15 protein-coding genes and 1 pseudogene are annotated in these 19166 nt (G+C 67.9%); 8 read left to right on the top strand and 8 right to left on the bottom strand.

Going from position 1 to position 19166, the window contains the following annotated elements:
- Window positions 1-2: 2 nt before the first annotated feature.
- Window positions 3-206, top strand: a complete 204-nt coding sequence (locus tag A37U_RS0141005; protein ID WP_020502468.1) for an MbtH family protein — start codon at window positions 3-5, stop codon at window positions 204-206.
- 39 nt (window positions 207-245) lie between these two features.
- A complete protein-coding gene (locus tag A37U_RS0141000) occupies window positions 246-1046 on the top strand; it encodes a TIGR03619 family F420-dependent LLM class oxidoreductase (protein WP_020502467.1) in 801 nt (266 codons plus the stop codon).
- Here A37U_RS0141000 and A37U_RS47855 read toward each other — a convergent pair.
- Entirely contained in the window at window positions 1043-1402 is a 360-nt protein-coding gene (locus tag A37U_RS47855; protein WP_020502466.1) for an SRPBCC family protein, read from the bottom strand. The two genes, A37U_RS0141000 and A37U_RS47855, sit on opposite strands and share 4 nt — an antisense overlap.
- A gap of 175 nt (window positions 1403-1577) precedes the next feature.
- Complete coding sequence (locus tag A37U_RS0140990; RefSeq protein ID WP_083934278.1) at window positions 1578-2870, bottom strand: HNH endonuclease signature motif containing protein; 1293 nt, start codon at window positions 2868-2870, stop codon at window positions 1578-1580.
- Window positions 2871-2982: 112 nt separating this feature from the next.
- On the opposite strand from A37U_RS0140990, the pseudogene A37U_RS47850 reads away from it, so the two are divergent.
- A pseudogene (locus A37U_RS47850) lies at window positions 2983-3773 on the top strand (transposase family protein).
- A 72-nt stretch (window positions 3774-3845) separates the two neighbouring features.
- On the opposite strand, the gene A37U_RS0140980 reads toward A37U_RS47850, so the two are convergent.
- The 3 genes from A37U_RS0140980 to A37U_RS0140970 form a co-directional block, all read right to left on the bottom strand.
- Window positions 3846-4163: a transcriptional regulator gene (locus A37U_RS0140980; protein WP_020502464.1), complete on the bottom strand. Its 318-nt coding sequence runs from the start codon at window positions 4161-4163 to the stop codon at window positions 3846-3848.
- On the bottom strand, window positions 4160-4615 hold the full coding sequence (locus A37U_RS47845) for a hypothetical protein (RefSeq protein WP_040590163.1): 456 nt from the start codon (window positions 4613-4615) through the stop codon (window positions 4160-4162). Before A37U_RS47845 ends, A37U_RS0140980 begins: the two co-directional genes overlap by 4 nt.
- A 94-nt stretch (window positions 4616-4709) precedes the next feature.
- A complete protein-coding gene (locus tag A37U_RS0140970; RefSeq protein WP_020502462.1) occupies window positions 4710-5951 on the bottom strand; it encodes an FAD-dependent oxidoreductase in 1242 nt (413 codons plus the stop codon).
- A gap of 67 nt (window positions 5952-6018) precedes the next feature.
- Between A37U_RS0140970 and A37U_RS0140965 the strand changes: the two genes are divergently transcribed.
- On the top strand, window positions 6019-6597 hold the full coding sequence (locus A37U_RS0140965; protein WP_020502461.1) for a TetR/AcrR family transcriptional regulator C-terminal domain-containing protein: 579 nt from the start codon (window positions 6019-6021) through the stop codon (window positions 6595-6597).
- Here the strand turns inward: A37U_RS0140965 and A37U_RS0140960 are convergent.
- Genes A37U_RS0140960 through A37U_RS0140950 form a run of 3 tightly spaced genes read right to left on the bottom strand, consistent with a single transcriptional unit; the run spans window position 6590 to window position 10885 of the window.
- Window positions 6590-7324, bottom strand: a complete 735-nt coding sequence (locus tag A37U_RS0140960) for a class I SAM-dependent DNA methyltransferase (RefSeq protein ID WP_020502460.1) — start codon at window positions 7322-7324, stop codon at window positions 6590-6592. The genes A37U_RS0140965 and A37U_RS0140960 overlap by 8 nt on opposite strands.
- 37 nt (window positions 7325-7361) lie before the next feature.
- Window positions 7362-9209, bottom strand: coding sequence for an ABC transporter ATP-binding protein (locus A37U_RS0140955; protein WP_020502459.1), 1848 nt, complete (start codon window positions 9207-9209; stop codon window positions 7362-7364).
- A complete protein-coding gene (locus A37U_RS0140950; RefSeq protein WP_020502458.1) occupies window positions 9206-10885 on the bottom strand; it encodes an ABC transporter ATP-binding protein in 1680 nt (559 codons plus the stop codon). The genes A37U_RS0140955 and A37U_RS0140950 overlap by 4 nt, the downstream gene beginning before the upstream one ends.
- Before the next feature lie 172 nt (window positions 10886-11057).
- On the opposite strand from A37U_RS0140950, the gene A37U_RS0140945 reads away from it, so the two are divergent.
- The 4 genes from A37U_RS0140945 to A37U_RS0140930 all read left to right on the top strand — a co-directional run bounded on the left by A37U_RS0140945 (window position 11058) and on the right by A37U_RS0140930 (window position 19148).
- Window positions 11058-12794: a pyruvate dehydrogenase gene (locus tag A37U_RS0140945; protein ID WP_020502457.1), complete on the top strand. Its 1737-nt coding sequence runs from the start codon at window positions 11058-11060 to the stop codon at window positions 12792-12794.
- Window positions 12795-12987: 193 nt separating this feature from the next.
- Complete coding sequence (locus tag A37U_RS0140940) at window positions 12988-14520, top strand: long-chain-fatty-acid--CoA ligase (RefSeq protein ID WP_020502456.1); 1533 nt, start codon at window positions 12988-12990, stop codon at window positions 14518-14520.
- A gap of 100 nt (window positions 14521-14620) precedes the next feature.
- A complete protein-coding gene (locus tag A37U_RS47840; protein WP_040590145.1) occupies window positions 14621-15619 on the top strand; it encodes a S1 family peptidase in 999 nt (332 codons plus the stop codon).
- 154 nt (window positions 15620-15773) lie between these two features.
- Window positions 15774-19148 carry a pyruvate carboxylase gene (locus tag A37U_RS0140930; protein WP_026198162.1) on the top strand — a complete coding sequence of 1125 codons (3375 nt, stop codon included), beginning with the start codon at window positions 15774-15776 and terminating at the stop codon, window positions 19146-19148.
- Window positions 19149-19166 lie beyond the last annotated feature (18 nt).

Below are 19166 nucleotides of genomic sequence, written 5' to 3'. Positions count from 1 at the left end.
CGATGACCAATCCGTTCGAAGACCCCGATGCCCGCTACTACGTGCTGGTCAACGAGGAGGAACAGCACTCGCTGTGGCCCGAGTTCGCCGAGGTCCCGGAGGGCTGGCGGACCGTGTTCGGCGCGGACTCCCGGCAGGCCTGCCTGGACTACGTGGAGCGCAACTGGACTGACCTGCGGCCCAAATCCCTGCGCGAGGCTTTGTAGCACGGAATAGCCGGGCGGGGACCGCGGTTGGCCACGGGTATGCGATTCGGTATCTCGACGTTCGTCACCGATGACGGTATCCGCCCGGACGTGCTCGCGCGTGCCCTGGAGGAACGCGGCTTCGACGCCCTGTTCCTCGCCGAGCACTCGCATCTTCCGGTCGGCGACACCGACGGCCCGGACGGTTCCCCGTTGCCCGCCAAGTACTACCGCACCCTGGACCCGTTCCTGACGCTGACCGCGGCGGCCACCGCGACGAGCTCACTGCTGCTCGGCACCGGGATCGTGCTGCTCACCCAGCGAGACCTCATCCACACCGCCAAGGAAGTGGCCACGCTCGACCTGCTCTCCGGCGGGCGCGTGCTGTTCGGGGTCGGCGCGGGATGGCACCGTCAGGAGATGGCCAACCACGGCACCGATCCGCGCACCAGGGGTGCCCTGCTGGACGAACAGCTCGCCGCGCTCAAGCGGATCTGGAGCACCGATGGGGCCGAATTCCATGGGAAGCACGTGGACTTCGATCCGATCCACCAGTGGCCGAAACCCGCGCGGCAGCCACCGATCTACATCGGCGGGCAGAGCGAGTCCGCGCTCGAACGGCTCTATATGCACGGCGACGGCTGGCTGCCGGCCAACGTCACTCCGCAGCAGGTGCGTGAGGTTCGTGGCGAGCTCACCGCGCGCGGCCGTTCCGAGGTGGTCATCAACGCGCCGGCCGGGACGAATCTGGCGGAGCTCACCGAGGCCGGGATCGACCGGGCGACGTTCTTCCTGGAGACGATGCCGGAAACCGAGACACTGCGCGAACTGGACCGGATCGCCGAACGTCATCTCCGTTAGGCCCGGCCGGGAAGGTTCTGCTCCGCCCACTCCCGGCCCGGTGCCGGATCGACTCCGAAACGCGTGGCATAGAGTTCGTGAATTTCGCGCCACGGCCGGTGTGCTTCCTCGTCGCTGAGATGGTGACCGGCGAGATGAGGGCCGAGCCGGGACAGGTAGATCTCCCAGCCGGTCGCGGTTTGCGCTGCCCGCAGATCATCGATGACGTGGGTGAAGATCAGCTGGCAGCCGGTCTCCGTCGAGACCAGTGCGAAGCTTTGCGGCTGACCGGCGAAGGTCCATGCCAAGCGGTGCGGCGCGGTGACCTCTGTGACCTCGATGGTCAGCCCGCCGCCCGTGATGGTCTCGCCGGTCACGGGGTGTCCAATCGGCGGCGCCCGGAAAGAACTGTTCGAGTTCGGACGGCACGCTGATGGCTTGCCATAGCCGTTCGATCGGGTAGGCGACCGAGAGTTCGAAGCGGAGCGCCCGGCGGCCGTCGATGTTTTCCAGTGCTCCGTAGGCCTTGGTCGTTGTCATACGAGTCCTCGTCTATCCGGGGGCGGTCGGCGGGCCATGATCACCGCGACCGGATGATAGGCAAGTGATTACTTGCCTGTCAAAACCTGGTGGCTTGACGGCCGGGCGGGTTCGGTATTCGGGTGGAGTGAATTCGGGTTTTCCGTTGCGGATGCGGACTTGCCATGCGGTGCCGTGGATGAGGGAGTGGTGCTGGCGGCAGAGCAGCACCATGTTTTCTTCGATGGTGTAGCCGCCGTCCGCGTAGTGCTGAATGTGGTGTGCCTCGGTCAGTGCGGGTGGGCGATCGCAGTCGGGGTGTGCGCAGCCGCGGTCGCGGGCGATGAGTCGGCGGCGGAGTTTGGGTGGTGCGGTGCGTTCGCGGCAGCCCATGTCGAGTACTTCGCCGTCTGAACCGAGAACCGTGGGGATGATTCCCGCCTCGCAGGCGATGCGGCGCAGTTGGGTGGCGGGGATTTCGGTGCCGTCCATGGTGGTGGCGGTGCCGATTCCTTCGCGCAGTGCCTGTTCGCTCATGGTCACCATGATCGCGAAGGGTTCGCCACCGTTTCCGGGAAGATTCTCCGGGTTTGCGGCGAGCTGGATGACATCGGCGAGGGCGTCGGCGTCGCGTTCGGCCTTAGTGCGCATATCGGGTGTGCCGCCGTTGGCTTCGGTGCTGCGGGGTTTACCGAGCGCGTCGAACACGCTACGCAGTTTCAACCCGGTTTCGTAGTCCAAGGTTCCGCGGATGGTCCAGTTGTTCTGCCACTGTTCCAGCCAGATCTGCCGATCCGGTCGGGCGGGTTCGCGATCATCGGGTGGCTGCCCGTCCGGATCGAGGCGAGCACGGAACTCCCGGATCGGCCTGGTCAATCCGTATGGCCCGGTATCGCTGGCGATTTCGGCGAGGGCGTTTTCCGCGATCGGCCATGCGTCGTTGGTCAGTACATCGACGGGTAGTTCGGTGGCGAACCGGCGAATGCGGTCCACGTGTTCGCCGCCGAGTTCCCCGCGCAGATACGTGTCCGCGGTGTTGTGCAGATCGGCGGGAATGGGTTCCCCGCTGATTCCCAGGGAACCGAACAGGGCGTGCGCGCGATCGACCATGCGGCGCGCCTCAGCCTTGCCGATCCGGAGCATGTCCTGGAGCATGCGCGTCATCGATCCGCCGTAGCCGAACTCGACCGCCGCACCGTCTTTCTCCAGTTGCGCGGCCTGATGCAGCAATTCTGCCTCGGCGCGGCGAACCACCGCGCCCTGTTCCACGAACCGGGCCACCCGTTCCCGGCTCGATAATATTGTCCCGATTTCCCCAGTGCTCATACATCTATACTACCATGACGAAGCGTGTTTTTCCGTGGCAGCATTGAGAATCACCTCAATGGACTAGGGGGTGTCCCGTAAACACGGGCCTGCGGCCATAGTGGATCATGGGCTGGTGCAGGTGATCGGGGTTGACCAGCCGGCGTGGATACCGACGTTCACGGGGGTTGTCGGTGCAGCAGTTTGGCAAGCTGGTGGGCATCGTGCGGGGTGGTGGTGCCGTGCAGACGGGTGCCGGACGGCGGTGGGGCCTGTCGTTGGACGACCGGGTGCTGCTGGTCGCGGTGTACTACCGCACCAACCTCACGCTGCGGCAGGTGGCGTTGCTTTTCGATGTCTCCAAGTCCGTTGCTGGGCGGGTCGTGGACCACCTGGGCCCGTATCTCGCGTTGTCGCCGGTCAAGCGCAGGAACAGTCCGGACATGGTGCTGATCGTGGATGGAACTTCGGTGCACACCCACGATCGGAGCATGAGTGCCTCGTCGACGAACTACCGGTACTCGACCAACCTGCAGGTCGTCATCGACGCCAACACCCGCCCGACGGTCGCGATTGGGAGGCCGCTGCCGGGTAACCGCAACGACTGCCGCGCCTGGCGGGACTCCGGTGTCGACCACCAGTGCGTCGACCACCAGTGCCGGGGCGCCCAGGTGATGGCCGACGGCGGCTACCCAGGCAACCGCGAGGTCATCATGCCGTATCGCAAACCCACCGACAGCAGCGAACTTCCTGGGGAAGGCCGACCTCAACACCGTCCACAAGCGAGTCCGTGCCCGCGTCGAACACACTCTGGCGCACATGAGGTCCTGGAACATCCTGCGCAACTGCCGACGCAAACGAGACGGCGTCTGCTACGCCGCCAGGGGTGTGGCCCTGATGCGTAACCTCGCCATGACCCACTGAACATCGACCGACCCGATGAGGGCCGTGTATTCCCTTGCCCGCCACCGCTTCTTGATCATTAAGGGACAACCTTTAGGGGTGCGACTGATGAGCGGTGTCCTCGTCCATCGTGAGGATTGCCTGCAGTGCCTTGCGGTGTGCGAGGTAGGCGCGACGGCCGTTCTTGGTGATCCGGTAGGTGGTCGAGGAACCTGGGCCACGACCTTGTTTGCGGATATCCACATAACCGGCCTTCGCCAGCTCGGCCATCTGCTTGGACAGGTCGGAGTCGCTGATCTTCAGGTGGTCGCGCACGAACGCGAAGTCAGTATCCATGGCGCTGGCGAGCAGGGCCATGGCCGCGAGCCGCTTCGGTGCATGGATTACCGGATCGAGCCCGAACTGGCTCATGCCAGCCGCGCCCGAGTGCGACCGGCGGCGGCAGCGTACGCCCGCTCGTACCACGCGATCGCTGGTATGACGACGGCAGCCGCGAGGATCGCCGCGAGCAGGGGAGTGGTCAGCCACAGCGTCACGCCGATGACAGCGATCACGACCACGGCACCGACAACGAAGGCCGCCAGCACCTTGCGGACCTCCTTGGGGGCTCGTCCACGCGGCAGCACTCCTCGATATCGGCGGTACCAGACGACGAACCCGAGCTCTGCCACCACCAAGACGGCCAGGGCGACCGCCTTGAGGGCGCTGCCGGACGGGATGCCGGTCACCAGGCAGAAGGCAGCGGCCCACAGTCCGGTGGCCGGTGGGTACCAAGCCGGTGTCGGCGGATAGTCGACGTACGGCGCGGCGGCCGCACGGTCGGCCTGTCGCGGTGCCTCTTCGGCATCCCGATTACTTTCCATGAGTGCAAGCATTGCTAATACTTTCGATCTCGTCAAGTATTCTATCGGGAGGGCGGTGCGCCAGTCGCGGTAGATCCGGCGAGGTCGTCGCGCTTCATCCCGCGATGAGGTCCGGGATCGCGGGAAGCTGCCAGGCTCCGCCCCGGTCCTGGAGTGAGTACCGGGCCACGAGCTCGGGAATGTGCAGCGCGCAGCCCAGTGTCGTGAGGCCGTGGAAAACGTCGATCGCTAGCCGGCTGGTGGGCATGCCCAGGCGGAGCAGGCGTGGTTTCACGGAGGCCTGGATCTCGTTCACGAACGGCCGCAGCGTGCTGTCGTAGTTCGCCAGTGCCGTCGGCAGGTCATCGGTGTGCCGGTCGAGTTCTCCGGCGAGGACGTAGGCGCCGACCAGGGCACCGGATGCGCCCATGCCGCTGTACGGGGAGGCGCAGTGCGCGGCATCGCCGAGCAGCACGATACGCCCTTCTGCCCAGGTGTCCGTGCGCACCTGCAGGGCTTCCTGGGAGTAGAAGCTCTCGCTTTTCGTCATACCGTCGAGGAATCGTTCGGTCTGCCAGCCCGCATCGCGGAACCGCTCGGCCCAGAACCGCTTTTGCTCCTCGACCGGTTCGCGGTGGATCGCGGAGGCCTCCGCGGATTGTTCCCGCAGGAAGAAGTACACCTGGGTGTCGTCCACGCTGTGGCTGCGGCGCATGATCATCCGGCCGTTCGGGGCGTGGAAGGTGTTCTTGAAATCGCTGTCCGATCCGGTGCGCGGAATGAGCCAGTGCGCCGTGTGGATCCCCACCTTCCAGTACGGCTCGGGCGCGCCGGGCGGCAGGATCGCCCGGCGGATACGCGAACCCTGGCCGTCCGCGCCGACCAAGAGGTCGTACTCACCGGAGGAGCCGTCGGCGAAGTGCGCGCGGACCTGGTTCTCGTCCTGTTCGAAGCTCTCTACGCTGGTGCCGAAGACATAGTTCACGTCGTTCTCGGTCGCCGCGTGCAGGATCCGCACCAGATCGCCGCGCATGATCTCGTACTCGGAGGTCAGCGTCTGCCTGCCGTGCCCGGACGTGTTGGCCGGGATGGTTCCCCGTGCCCTGCCGCGGGTGCCGACGAAGGTGACCCCCGGTTCGTGCACCAGCTGCTCGCGGACCGCGTCGAGCAGTCCCATGCGGTCGATCGCCTCGATGCCCTGCCCGCGCAGATCGACCTGGGCACCCGAGGCTCGCAGTGCCGGGAAGCGCTCGACGACGGTCACTCGGTGGCCCGTCCTGGTGAGCCAGTAGGCCAGGGCGGGCCCCGCGATCCCGCCGCCGCAGACGAGGATGTTCAGTGGAGCGTGCCGTGTCATTTCGGTACCTCGATCTATCGGTGATAGCTTTCTTTACAGACTTGCCTATCAGCGATAGGTTGTCACTATGGTCAAGCTCACCCGGGAGGCGGTCGTCGCCGAGGCGCTCGATCTGCTCGACGAGGTCGGTCTGGACGCCGTGAGCACGCGACGGCTGGCGAAGCGACTCGGCGTCGAGCAGCCCTCGCTCTACTGGCACTTCCGGAAGAAGGAGGAACTGCTCGGCGCCATGGCCGAGGTCGCGATGGCCCCGCATGCCGCGGTCCCGCTACCGCAGCCCCCGGACGACTGGCGCACCTGGTTCCTCGAGAACAGCCGCAGTTTCCGGCGAACGCTGCTGCTGCGCCGCGATGGTGCCCGGCTGCACGCCGGGGTTTCCCCCGCGGGTGCGGACCTCGAACGCCTCGGGCACAAGATGGAGTTCCTGCTCGTCTCCGGAGTGCCGGAGCGGGACGCTCAGATGGCGATGCTGGCCGCCAGTCGGTTCACCGTGGGCAGTGTCCTCGAGGAGCAGGCGGAGACCGCGCTCGGGGACAGCGCGGAGCGGGCGGGTGATATCCCGCCGATCGAGCACGAGTCGGCGTTCGAGGAAGGACTCGCGCTCATCGTCGACGGGCTGGCCCGCCGCGTCGGCGAACTCAGCTGAGCTTCTCCCACACCGACACGTGTTTGGTGCTCTCGTTGGTGAACGGGTCCCGGTTCCAGTCCGCCCAGCGTTCCCGCAGCCGCATTCCGGCGAGCTGGGCCATCAGATCCAGTTCGCTCGGCCACACGTAGCGGAACGGGATCGAGCGGTAGCCGGCGCCGGATTCGGTGACCTCGACGTAGTTGGAGCTCAGTGACTGGGTGGCCACGTCGTACTCGTCGAAGGCCCATTCGGTGGGGTTCGCGTACAGCGGCACGATGCGTTCCCCGGGCGGAAGTTTACGCAGTTCCGGCACGACGACCTCGATGACGAAGCTGCCGCCCGGCTCGAGGTGTTCGGCGACGGTGCGAAAACACGTCACCTGTTCCTGCTGCGTCAGGAGGTTGTTGATCGTGTTGAACACCAGGTATGCCAAGGAGAACGTGCCGGGAACCCGGGTGTTCGCGAAATCTCCGGTGGTCACCTGGACCGCAGAACCGCCCGGTTTGGCGTGCAGCAGTGCGGTCATCGCCCTGGACAGCTCGATCCCGTGCACCGGGACACCGCGCCGGGAAAGCGGCAGGGCGATGCGGCCGGTGCCACTGCCCAGTTCGAGGGCGCGCCCGTCTCCGGCGAACCCGGTGAGGAACTCGACGGCCGGTGTCACCGCACCGGGGGCGAACATCGTCGCATTGGTTCGGTCGTAGTTCGCCGCGACCTGCGCGTCGAAGTAGCCGTCCTCGTTCATGATGGGCACGGTAGCGCGAATTCCCGCCGGACGCGGCTCAATTCCGGTTGTCCGACCAGGCGGCCCACAGCTTCGCGTATGGGCCGTCGCCTGTGGACAGTTCGGCATGCGAACCGGTCTGCACCACCCGGCCCGCGTCGAGCACGATGATCCGGTCGGCTGCGGCTGCCTGGGTGAGCCGGTGTGCGACGATCAGCGCGGTCCGCCCGTGCAGCGCGGCCTCGGCGGCCCGTTCGAGCACCCGCGATCCGGCGCTGCCCGCTTCCGCGGTGGCCTCGTCGAGGATCACGATGGGCGGATCGACGAGCAGCAGCCTGGCCAGTGCCAGCTGCTGGGCCTGGGTCGTGGTGAGCCGGTGCGCGCCGTCCCCGACCACGGTGTCCAGCCCGTGTTCGAGCGCCTGCGCCCAGTCGGCAGCACCCACACGGTCCAGTGCCGCGCGCAGTTCGGCATCGGTGGCCGAGGGTTTGGCCAGCCGCAGGTCCTCGGCGAGGGTTCCGGAGAACACGTGCACTTCCTGGCTGATCAGGGCCACGCTGGTGCGCAGCCGTTCGGGGGAGAGCTCTTCCAGCGGCACCCCGCCGAGCAACACGGAACCACCGGCCGGGGTGTGCACTCCGGCGATGATGGTGGCGAGCGTGGTCTTGCCCGCCCCGCTCGCGCCGACGATCGCGACCCGTTCGCCCTCGGCGATGTCCAGGTGCACATCGTGCAGTACCGGTGGCCCGCCCGCGTAGGAATGGTGCAGCGCCGAGGTTTTCACGGTCCCGCCGCCCGGCCTGCGCCCGGATTCCCCGTGCCCGGTCTCCGGGATGTCCACCACGCCGACGAGCCGGGCGAGGCTGGCGGCCGCGGCCTGCGCGTCGTCCACGAGCGCGAGCGCCACGTTGATCGGGTTGAACAGGCTGTGGAAGTACAGCGCGGCCGCGGTGGTGGCGCCGATGGTGACGGCATCGGCGCGGACCAGGAAGAAACCCATCACCAGGATGGCGCCCAGCCCGATGAACTCGGCGAGATTGAGCCGCCCGTAAAACCGGGTGACCAGCCGCATCCCGCGCAGCATCAGCTCCGCGGCGGACCAAGAGGCACCGGCCACCTTCTCGGTGTGCCCGCGGGAAAGACCGAAGGCACGCACCGTGCTCGCCCCGCCGACGGTGTCCAACAGGGACTGTTGGGTGTCCCCGCTGGCCACCCGCTGGCGCGCGTACAGCGGCACCGCGTGGCGCAGATACCAGCGCAGCGTGTGCAGTTGCAGCGGCACCGCGATCAGCGCGACGAGCAGGAACCGCCAGTCGAGCGCGCCGAGCCCGCCGAAGGTGAGCACGATGGTCAGCACCGCCTGCGCCAGCTGCGGCAGCCCCTCGCGCACCGTCTCCCCGACCAGGGCGACGTCATTGGTGACGCGCGCGGTGAGATCACCCGATCCGGCCCGTTCCACGGTCTCCAGCGGCAGATCGAGGGTGCGCGCGACGAACCGTTCACGCAGCCGGGCCAGCATCGTCTCGCCGAGCCGTGAGGTGAGGATGGCGCCGAGCGCGCTGGTGAGCCCGCGCGCCACGGCGACCACGGCCAGCGCGGCGATCGGCAGCACGAGCGCGGACGGGGCCCGGTGCGCGGCGACCAGGTCGACCAGGCTGCCGAGCAGCGGCGCGACCGCGAGGCCGATGGCGGTGGAGACGAGCAGCGCACCGAGCGCGGCGGCGGCGAGCAACCGGTTGCCGCGCAACAGTTCCCGCAGCGCGCCCGCGGTCTGCTTCCCGGTGGCGACGGGGAGGCGCTCGACGGGTTCGCTCTGTGTCGATGAAACGCTGCTGAGCTCGCTCTGTGTCGACGATTCGCTCGTGAACTCGCTCTGTGTCGATGATTCGCTCGTGAACTCGCTCATGACAGCACCGCCGTCCGGTAGTCGGCGTTCTCGTGCACCAGCTGGGCATGGCTGCCGTGCGCGGTCACCGTGCCGTCGGCGAGGAAGACCACCGACTCGGTCTCGGCGAGCAGCGCGGGACTCGTGGTGAGCAGGATCGTGGTGCGGCCTTCCCGGTACTCCCGCAGCGAACGGGCGATCTGCGCTTCGGTGACCGTGTCCACCGCGGTGGTCGGATCGTGCACGATCAGCACCGGTGGTTCGGCCGCGAGGGCCCTGGCGAGCGCGACCCGCTGGCGCTGGCCACCGGAAAGCGATCCGCCCCGCTCGGCGATCCGGGTCGCGGTTCCCTGCGCGAGCGTGGTGGCGACCTCCTCGGCCCCGGCCGCGCGCAGGGCGGGTTCGATGACCCCGCCCGCCGCGGCGGACACGTTCTCGGCCAGGGTTCCGGAGAACAGCTCCGCGTTATGAGCGGCGCTGAGCACTCCGGTGCGCAGCAGCGCGGGGTCCAGCTCGGTCAGCGGCACCCCGTCCAGGTACACCTGCCCGGACTCGGGATCACGGGCGCGGCCGGACAGTTCGGCGAGCGTGGCCGCGGCGTCCGGTTCCCGGCACACGATCCCGAGCAGGGCACCCGCCGGAACCTCGATGTCCACCCCGGAAAGCCGGCCGCAGCGCACCGCGCGGAGGCTGAGCGCACCGCGCACGGGCTCGGCCGGGGCGCGCTCACCACCCGGTACCGCGTGCGGGGTGTCGAGCACCGCGGCGATCCGTCCCGCGGAGGCGCGCGCCTGGGCGAGCAGCCCGTTGAGCCTGCCGAACGCCTGGAACGGGCCGAGCAGATACTGGGCGAGCCCGATTGCCGCGACCAGTCCGCCGATGCCCAGCGAACCGTGCATGGCCAGCAGCACCCCGACGAGCGCGACCGCGGCGATGAACAGCCCGGTGAGGATCAGGATCGTCGCGTCGTGCCAGGCCTGGGCCCGTGCCGCGCGCAGCGTCGCGGTGAGCGAGGAACGGCTGCGCGCGTGGTAGCGGGCGTTCGCGGGGCGTTCCGCGCCGATGCCCTTGAGCACGCGCAACCCGGAGACGAGGTCCGCGGCGACTCCGCTGGCGAAGGCGGCCTCGTCCTGTTCGGCATCGCTTCGCCGCTCGAGTGGTTTGCCGATCAGCTGTGCGCCGAACACGATCAGCGGGGCACCGAGCAGCACGGTCAGCCCGAGTGGGATGGACAACCGCAGCAGGGCGATCGCGCTGACCAGTACCCCGGCCAGGGAGGCGCAGAGCCCGTACGGGATGGCGAACTGCAGCTTCCCGACCCTGCGCGCGTCTCCGGTCGCGATGTTCACCAGTTCACCGGGCAACCGGGCCGATTCGGCACCACCGCGCGGGTCCAGCACCCGTTCGGTGACCCGCATACGCAGCTCGTGCGCGGCGCGCTGATTGGCCCGTTCGGCGAACCGCGCGGAAAACCGGTACGCGATGGAGAGCACGGCGAAGTCCGCGGCGAGCACGAGCACCCAGACCAGCAGGGCACTCGCCGATCCGGAGGCGATCGCCGAATCGATGATCACGCCGATCAGCACCGGCACCAGCGCCTCGCCGCCCTGATGCACAGCGGCCAGGGTCGAGGAGGCGGCGAGCAGTTTACGTTGCCCTGCAACGTTTTCGCGTAGCAGTTCCGAACCGGAGGCCATACGTCTCCCTGCAAGATTATTAGGACAGCCTAACCACAGTATGAACCATGCCGCCAGAGGGTGGTGACCCCTGGCACGTCGGCGGGCTCCGCACGCTGCCGGTACCGTACCCACCGCGTAACGTGCGGGTGGTCAGACACCTGATGATCATGATGTGCAAGGGGAGTCCGAAATGGCGAAAACCTTGGCCGAGCAGTTCGTCGAGATCCTGGCCCAGGCCGGAGTGCGCCGGGTGTACGGGGTCGTCGGGGACAGTCTCAATCCGGTCGTCGACGCGATCCGTCGAACCGATGCCATCGAATGGGTACACGTGCGCAATGAGGAGGCGGGTGCCTTCGCCGCGGCCGCCGAGGCACAGCTGACCGGCAGGCTCGCGGTGTGCGCCGGTTCCTGCGGCCCGGGGAACACCCACCTCATTCAGGGGGTCTACGACGCCAACCGCACCGGTGCCCCGGTGCTCGCGCTCGCCTCGCACATCCCCAGCGGCCAGATCGGCACCGGGTTCTTCCAGGAGACCCACCCGGAGCGCACCTTCGTGGACGCCAGCGAGTACTGCGAGATGATCAGCGATCCGAGCCAGGCGCCGCGCCTGGTCCGGGTGGCCATCCAGCACGCCGTGGCGACCTCCTCGGTCTCCGTGCTCGTGTTCCCCGGTGATGTGGCCGATCAGCCCGCCACCAATCCGACCGGTACCGGCGGCTACTGCCCGCCGAGCGGGATCGTGCACCCCACCGAGGAGCAGGTGCGCGCGCTCGCCGATGCCATCAACGCCGCCGAGAAGGTCACCCTGTTCTGCGGCGCGGGTGTGCGGGGCGCGCACAACGAGGTGATCCGGCTCGCCGAGACCGTGCACGCGCCGATCGGGCACTCGCTGCGCGGCAAGGAATGGATCCAGTTCGACAATCCCTACGACGTCGGCATGTCCGGCCTGCTCGGCTACGGCGCCGCGCACCACGCCATGCACGAGGCCGACCTGTTGCTGCTGCTCGGCACCGACTTCCCCTACGACTCTTTCCTACCCCAGGCGCGCACCATTCAGGTGGACAACAACGCCGCGCGGCTGGGCAGGCGCACCGCGCTCGATCTCGCCGTGCACGGGGATGTGCGTGCCACCCTCGAGGCCGTGCAGCCGCTGCTGGATCGCAAGCAGGACCGTGCCTTCCTGGACGACATGTTGCGCCGCCATCACCGCTCCCTGGAGAAGGTGGTGGACGCCTACACCAGAGACATCGAGAACCATCTGCCGATCCACCCGGAGTACGCCGCGGACGTGCTCGACGACATCGCCGCGGACGATGCGGTGTTCACCGTGGACACCGGGATGTGCAACGTGTGGGCCGCGCGCTACCTCACCCCGAACGGGCGGCGGCGGGTGATCGGCTCGTTCATCCACGGCAGCATGGCCAACGCACTGCCGCACGCCATCGGCGCCCAGCTCGCTTATCCGGGCCGCCAGGTCGTCTCCCTCTCCGGGGACGGCGGCCTCGGCATGTTGATGGGTGAACTCATCACCGTCGCCCAGCAGCGGATCCCGGTGAACATCGTGGTGTTCAACAACTCCTCACTCGGCATGGTCAAGCTCGAGATGCTGGTCGACGGACTGCCCTCGTATCAGACCGATACGCCGGAGGTGAACTACGCCGCCGTGGCCACCGCGCTCGGTCTCCACGCCCAGCGCGTGGAGCAGCCCGGCGAGATGGGGGACGCCCTGCGCACCGCGTTCGCGCACAACGGCCCCTCGCTCGTGGACGTGGTCACCGATCCCAACGCCCTGTCGCTCCCGCCGAGGATCACCGGGGAACAGGTGCGCGGATTCGCGCTGGCGGCCAGCCGGACCGTGCTCGATGGCGGGGTCGGCAAGATGCTCGAGATGGCCAAGTCGAACCTGCGCAATATTCCGCGGCCCTGATCCGGCGCCTGCTCGGCGCCGAGGCTTCTGCAGAAGAACCTTTGCAGAGAAAGTTCTGCAAAGGTTCTTCTGCAGAGTTTCCGCTGCAGCGCGGGTCCTGCGTGCCCGGGGAAAACAATCCGACATGCTTGTAGTTGCGCGCCGGGGTGTGCCAGGCTGATCGACACCTTGATCACCGGCGATGGGAACAGCGATGAGCGAGGCCCCGGCACCTGTCCTGATCGGCGATCGGCTCGAACACTGGGCCCGGGAGACCCCGGACGAGCCGGCGATCACGTTCGCGGACCAGACCTGGAGCTGGGCGGGCTGGCACGACCGGATCCGGCGGTTGACCGGTGCGCTGCGGGACAAGGGGATCGGGCGGGGCGACCGGATCGCTTTCCTGGACAAGAACCACATCGGCTGTGTGGAGACCGTGTTCGCGGCCGCCGGACTCGGCGCGGCGACGGCGATCGTGAACTGGCGGCTCGCCGATGAGGAACTGGTCTACGTGCTCAACCATGCCGGCCCGCGCCTGCTGTTCGTTGGCGCGGAGCTCGCGCCCGCGATCGAGCGCATCGCCGACCGGCTGACCTCGGTGGGGGAGCGCGTGATCGTCGGCGGTGCGCAGGACGCCTACGAACCGCTGCTCGCCTCGGCGGTGCCGCGGGACCGGGACCCGGAGATCGGCCCGGACGAGGTGTGCACCGTGCTCTACAGCTCGGGCACGACGGGTAAGCCCAAAGGGGTGCAGTTGACCCATCGGGGCCTGGTCGCGCACACGATCTCGGGCAACGGGGACTTCAAGTTCGAACGCGGCGATATGAACCTGGTGGCCATGCCGCTGTTCCATGTCGGCGGCAGTTCCTACATTCAGATCGGCATCCACAACGGCGCGCCGACCTATCTGACCCGCGAGGCGGACGCGGCGACCCTGTTCGCGGCGATCAGCGCGGGTGCCACGCATGCCTTTCTCGTCCCGGCCATCGTGGCGGGCGCGTTCGCGGCGGGGGAGCAGGCGGTCGCGGTGCTCGGCAAGCTGAAGTACCTCGGCTACGGCGCCTCGCCGATGCCCTATCCCTTGCTGCGCAAGGCCTTGGCCGCCTGGCCCGAGATGAAATTCATCCACGTCTACGGGATGACCGAGATGGGTGGGGTGGTGACCTCGCTCAAACCCGAGGCACACCGCGATTCCGCGCATCCCGAGCGGTTCGCCTCGGCGGGAACCCCGATCGACGGAGTGCGGTTGCGCGTGGTGGATCCGGCCACCGGCAAGGACCTCCCGCCGCGGGAGCCTGGTGAGCTGTGGCTGGCGAGCGAACAGATCATGGCCGGTTACCTCGACGACGAGCAGGCGACCGCGGAAACGATCACCGAGGACGGCTGGCTGCGCAGCGGGGACATCGGCTGGGTCGACGAGGACGGCTTCGTGACCATCTCCGACCGGCTCAAGGACATGATCATCACCGGCGGGGAGAACGTGTACTCCCCGGAGGTGGAGAACGCGATCGCCGCGCACGAATCGGTGGCCGAGGTCGCGGTCATCGGGGTGGCCGACGAACGCTGGGGTGAATCGGTGAAGGCCGTGGTCGCACTCAACCCGGGTGCGGACCTCGGCGCGGAGGAATTGATCCAATGGACGCGTTCCCGGATCGCACATTACAAAAGTCCTCGGCGCGTCGAATTCGTGGAGGCGCTGCCACGCAATTCGACAGGGAAAGTGCTGAAACGGAATCTGCGGAAGTGAAGAGTTAACGGTAACCGCGAGTGACGCATTCTTGCCGTGCGGTTCGGTGACGAGCAGCATCGAGCCTTGGGCGCGGTATCCAAAGAGGGCAGGAGGAGCCATGCGTGGTACCCGGTCAAGAATTCTCGCCGCTGCGGCCTCGGCCGGTGCGGCGTTATTGCTCGCAGGATTCGGTACACCGGCCTCGGCGGCACCGGCTTCGGTGAATTCCGTGGATCTCGCCAATTCGGTCGCGAACGAGCTCGGCGCGGCAAGCGGTGGCCATTACCTCGACGCCGGGGGCAAGGCGGTCGTCGGTGTGGTGAACAAGGCCGACGAGGCCAAGGTGCGGGCCGCGGGCGCGGTGCCGACACTGGTCAAGCACACCATGGCCCAGCTCACCGCGGCAAAGACCAGCTTCGACCGGCTGCCCGGTGTCACCCAGGCGGGCTGGGGTATCGACCCGGTGCGCAATCAGGTCGTCGTACACCTCTACGACGCGACGCCCGCGGCCGCCAAGCAGGCGCTGCAGGCGAAGGCCCGCTCGCTGGGCGACAAGGCGCGGGTCGAACACGAGCGTGGCGCCATGAGCCTGTTCATCCAGGGCGGGGACGAGATCAGCAACGGCAACAGCTTGTGCTCCAACGGCTTCAACGTCACCAAGGACGGCAAGGACTATCTGCTCTCGGCCGGTCACTGTGCGGTGCTCGGCGGCAACGGGGACTGGAACGGCGGGAAGGTGGTCAACGCCGACTTCCCCACCAAGGACTCCATGCTCGTGGAGAACAACACCGGTTCCGCGCCCAGTGAGATCAACGACGGCACCAAGATCACCTCGATCACGGATCCGACCGTCGGCGAGAACATGAAACGCGCGGGCCGCACCAGCGGGGTGACCTCGGGTTCGGTCACCGAGCTCGATTACACCTTCGTGGCCGAGGGGTACACCGTGTACCACGAGTTCTGCACCAACGCGCACTCCGCGGGCGGCGACTCTGGCGGACCCGCCTACGACGGCGGCAAGGGGCTCGGCACGCTCACCGGCGGTGACAGCTCGACTTCCTGCTTCTACCCGGCGACGCTGTCCACGAAGGACTACGGCGTGTCGCTTCCGCAGTAAACAGCTCACCGAGATCGGGCGCGGGGCGGCGACCATCCCAGTATGTGGATGGTCGCCGCCTTCGTGTGTTCTTGGGCACCTGGCAACGTGGGCTCGGATACTGTGACAATGAACGCCGCATCCCGCCACACCAGGTAAGGAGCAGGCGTCCATGATGTTCTCGAAGGTGCTCGTCGCCAACCGCGGCGAGATCGCCATCCGCGCCTTCCGCGCTGCCTACGAGCTCGGCGCGGGCACGGTCGCGGTTTTCCCGTACGAGGACCGCAATTCGCTGCACCGGCTCAAGGCCGACCAGTCGTACCAGATCGGTGAACCCGGTCATCCGGTGCGCGCCTATCTCTCGGTGGAGGAAGTGGTCGCGGCCGCGAAGAAGGCGGGAGCCGACGCGATCTATCCCGGCTACGGGTTTCTTTCGGAGAACCCGGACCTGGCTCTCGCCTGCCGGGAAGCGGGCATCACCTTCGTCGGGCCGAGCGCCGAGGTGCTCGAGCTGACCGGGAACAAGGCGCGTGCGGTCGCCGCGGCCCGCGAGGCCGGTATCCCGGTGCTGCAGTCCTCGGCGCCGTCCACCGATGTCGACGAACTCCTCACTGCCGCCGAGGACATCGGTTATCCGGTGTTCGTCAAGGCCATCGCGGGCGGTGGCGGGCGCGGGATGCGCCGGGTCACCGAGGCCTCGGCTTTGCGTGAGGCGATCGAGGCGGCGATGCGCGAGGCCGAATCCGCCTTCGGGGACCCCGCGGTGTTCCTCGAACAGGCCGTCGTGGAGCCGAGGCACATCGAGGTCCAGGTGCTCGGAGACGGCACCGGTGAGGTCATCCACCTCTACGAGCGCGACTGTTCGCTGCAGCGCCGTCACCAGAAGGTGGTCGAGCTCGCGCCCGCGCCGAACCTGGATCCCGCGCTGCGCGAGCGGATCTGTGCGGACGCGGTGCGGTTCGCCCGCTCGATCGGGTATTCCTGCGCGGGAACCGTGGAATTCCTGCTCGATCAGCGTGGCGATCACGTGTTCATCGAGATGAATCCGCGCATCCAGGTCGAGCACACGGTCACCGAAGAGGTCACCGATGTCGATCTCGTGCAGTCCCAGCTGCGCATCGCGGCCGGGGAGAGGCTGCGCGATCTCGGCCTCACTCAGGATTCGATCTATCTGCGTGGTGCGGCCCTGCAGTGCCGGATCACCACCGAGGACCCGACGAACGGGTTCCGCCCGGACACCGGGATGGTCTCGGCCTACCGTTCGCCGGGCGGATCCGGGATCCGGCTCGACGGTGGCACCGCTTTCGCGGGCACCGCCATCAGCGCGCACTTCGACTCCATGCTGGTGAAGCTGACCTGTCGTGGCCGGGACTTCCCGACCGCGGTGGGGCGGGCGCGGCGCGCGCTCGCCGAATTCCGGATCCGTGGCGTGGCGACGAACATCCCCTTCCTGCAGGCGGTGCTGGACGACCGGGACTTCGCCGAGGGGCGGGTGACGACCTCGTTCATCGAGCAGCGCCCGCAGCTGCTCACCGCGCGCCATTCCGCGGACCGGGGCACCCGGCTGCTGACCTATCTCGCCGACGTCACGGTGAACAAACCACACGGACCCCGTCCGTCCTTTGTGGACCCCGTGGAGAAACTGCCCGAGGTGGACCTGTCCGCCGCGCCGCAGGAAGGGTCCAAGCAGCGACTGGAAACCCTTGGCCCGAAAGGATTCGCGCAGTGGATGCGGGAATCCTCGACGATCGGGATCACCGACACCACCTTCCGCGACGCCCACCAGTCGCTGCTGGCCACCAGGGTGCGGAGCAAGGACCTGCTCGCGGTCGCCCCGCACGTGGCTCGGTTGCTGCCCGGTTTGCTCTCCCTGGAGTGCTGGGGCGGGGCGACCTACGATGTCGCGCTGCGCTTCCTCGCCGAGGATCCGTGGGAACGGCTGGCGAAACTGCGCGAGGCGGTGCCGAACATCTGCCTGCAGATGCTGCTGCGCGGGCGCAACACCGTCGGCTACACGCCCTATCCCACCGAGGTGACGCACGCCTTCGTGGACGAGGCGGCGCGAACCGGGATCGACATCTTCCGCATCTTCGACGCGCTCAACGACGTGGAGCAGATGCGCCCGGCGATCGAAGCGGTCGGTGAGGCGGACAAGCTCGCCGAGGTCGCGCTCTGCTACACCGGGGATCTCAGTGATCCCAAGGAGAATATCTACACCCTGGACTACTATCTGAAGCTGGCCGAGCAGATCGTGGCCGCCGGGGCGCACGTGCTCGCCATCAAGGACATGGCCGGGCTGCTGCGCCCGCCCGCGGCGCGCACGCTGGTTTCCGCGCTGCGCAAGGAATTCGAGCTTCCGGTGCACATTCACACGCACGACACCCCCGGCGGGCAGCTGGCCAGCTATCTCGCCGCGGTGGACGCGGGAGCGGATGCCATCGACGGTGCCGCGGCCTCGCTGTCCGGAACCACCTCGCAACCCTCGCTGTCCGCGATCGTGGGCGCCACCGACCATTCCGCGCGCCCGACCGATCTGGATCTCGGCGCGGTCACCTCCTTCGAGCCGTACTGGGAGATCGTGCGCCGGATCTACGCGCCCTTCGAGGCCGGACTGCCCGCGCCCACCGGCCGGGTCTACCACCACGAGATCCCCGGCGGGCAGCTGTCCAACCTGCGCACCCAGGCCGTCGCACTCGGCCTCGGCGACAAGTTCGAACAGGTCGAGGCCATGTACGCGGCCGCGGATCGGATGCTCGGCCATCTGGTCAAGGTCACCCCATCGTCCAAAGTGGTCGGTGACCTCGCGCTGCACCTCGTCGGCGCGGATGTGGACCCGGCCCGGTTCGAGGAGGATCCGGCGCGGTTCGACATCCCGGACTCGGTGATCGGTTTCCTGCGCGGAGAACTCGGCGATCCGCCCGGTGGCTGGCCGGAACCCTTCCGTACCAAGGCATTGGAGGGAAGGGCAGCGGCGAAACCGGTCACCCCGCTTTCCGCCGAGGACGCCGAGGGACTCGAGCGCGAACCGCGTGCCACCCTCAACCGGTTGCTCTTTCCGGCGCCCGCCAAGGAGTTCGGCGCGCATCGCGAGCAGTTCGGCGACACCAGCGTGCTCTCCAGCAAGGACTTCTTCTACGGACTGCGGCCCGGGCAGGAGTACGCGGTCGACCTCGAACAGGGAGTGCGGCTGCTCATCGAACTCGAAGCCGTCGGTGAGGCCGATGATCGTGGTATGCGAACCGTGATGGCCTCGCTCAACGGGCAGATGCGGCCGATCCAGGTTCGGGACAACTCCGTCGCCTCCGACCTCCCGGTCACCGAGAAAGCCGAGCGCGGCAACGACCGGCACGTCGCCGCCCCGTTCGCCGGGGTGGTCACGGTCTCGGCAGCCGAGGGCGAACAGGTCGAGGCCGGGGCCACCGTGGCCACCATCGAGGCGATGAAGATGGAAGCCGCGATCACCGCACCGCGCACCGGAACCGTGCGCCGGCTGGCGATCAACACCGTGCAACAGGTCGAGGGCGGTGACCTGCTCATCGAGCTGGAGTAAATGGTTTGCGCCCACTGC

It is taken from the genome of Sciscionella marina DSM 45152, from assembly GCF_000379465.1.
Taxonomy (GTDB): Bacteria; Actinomycetota; Actinomycetes; order Mycobacteriales; family Pseudonocardiaceae; genus Sciscionella; species Sciscionella marina.
This window is presented reverse-complemented; position numbering and strand designations above follow the sequence as displayed.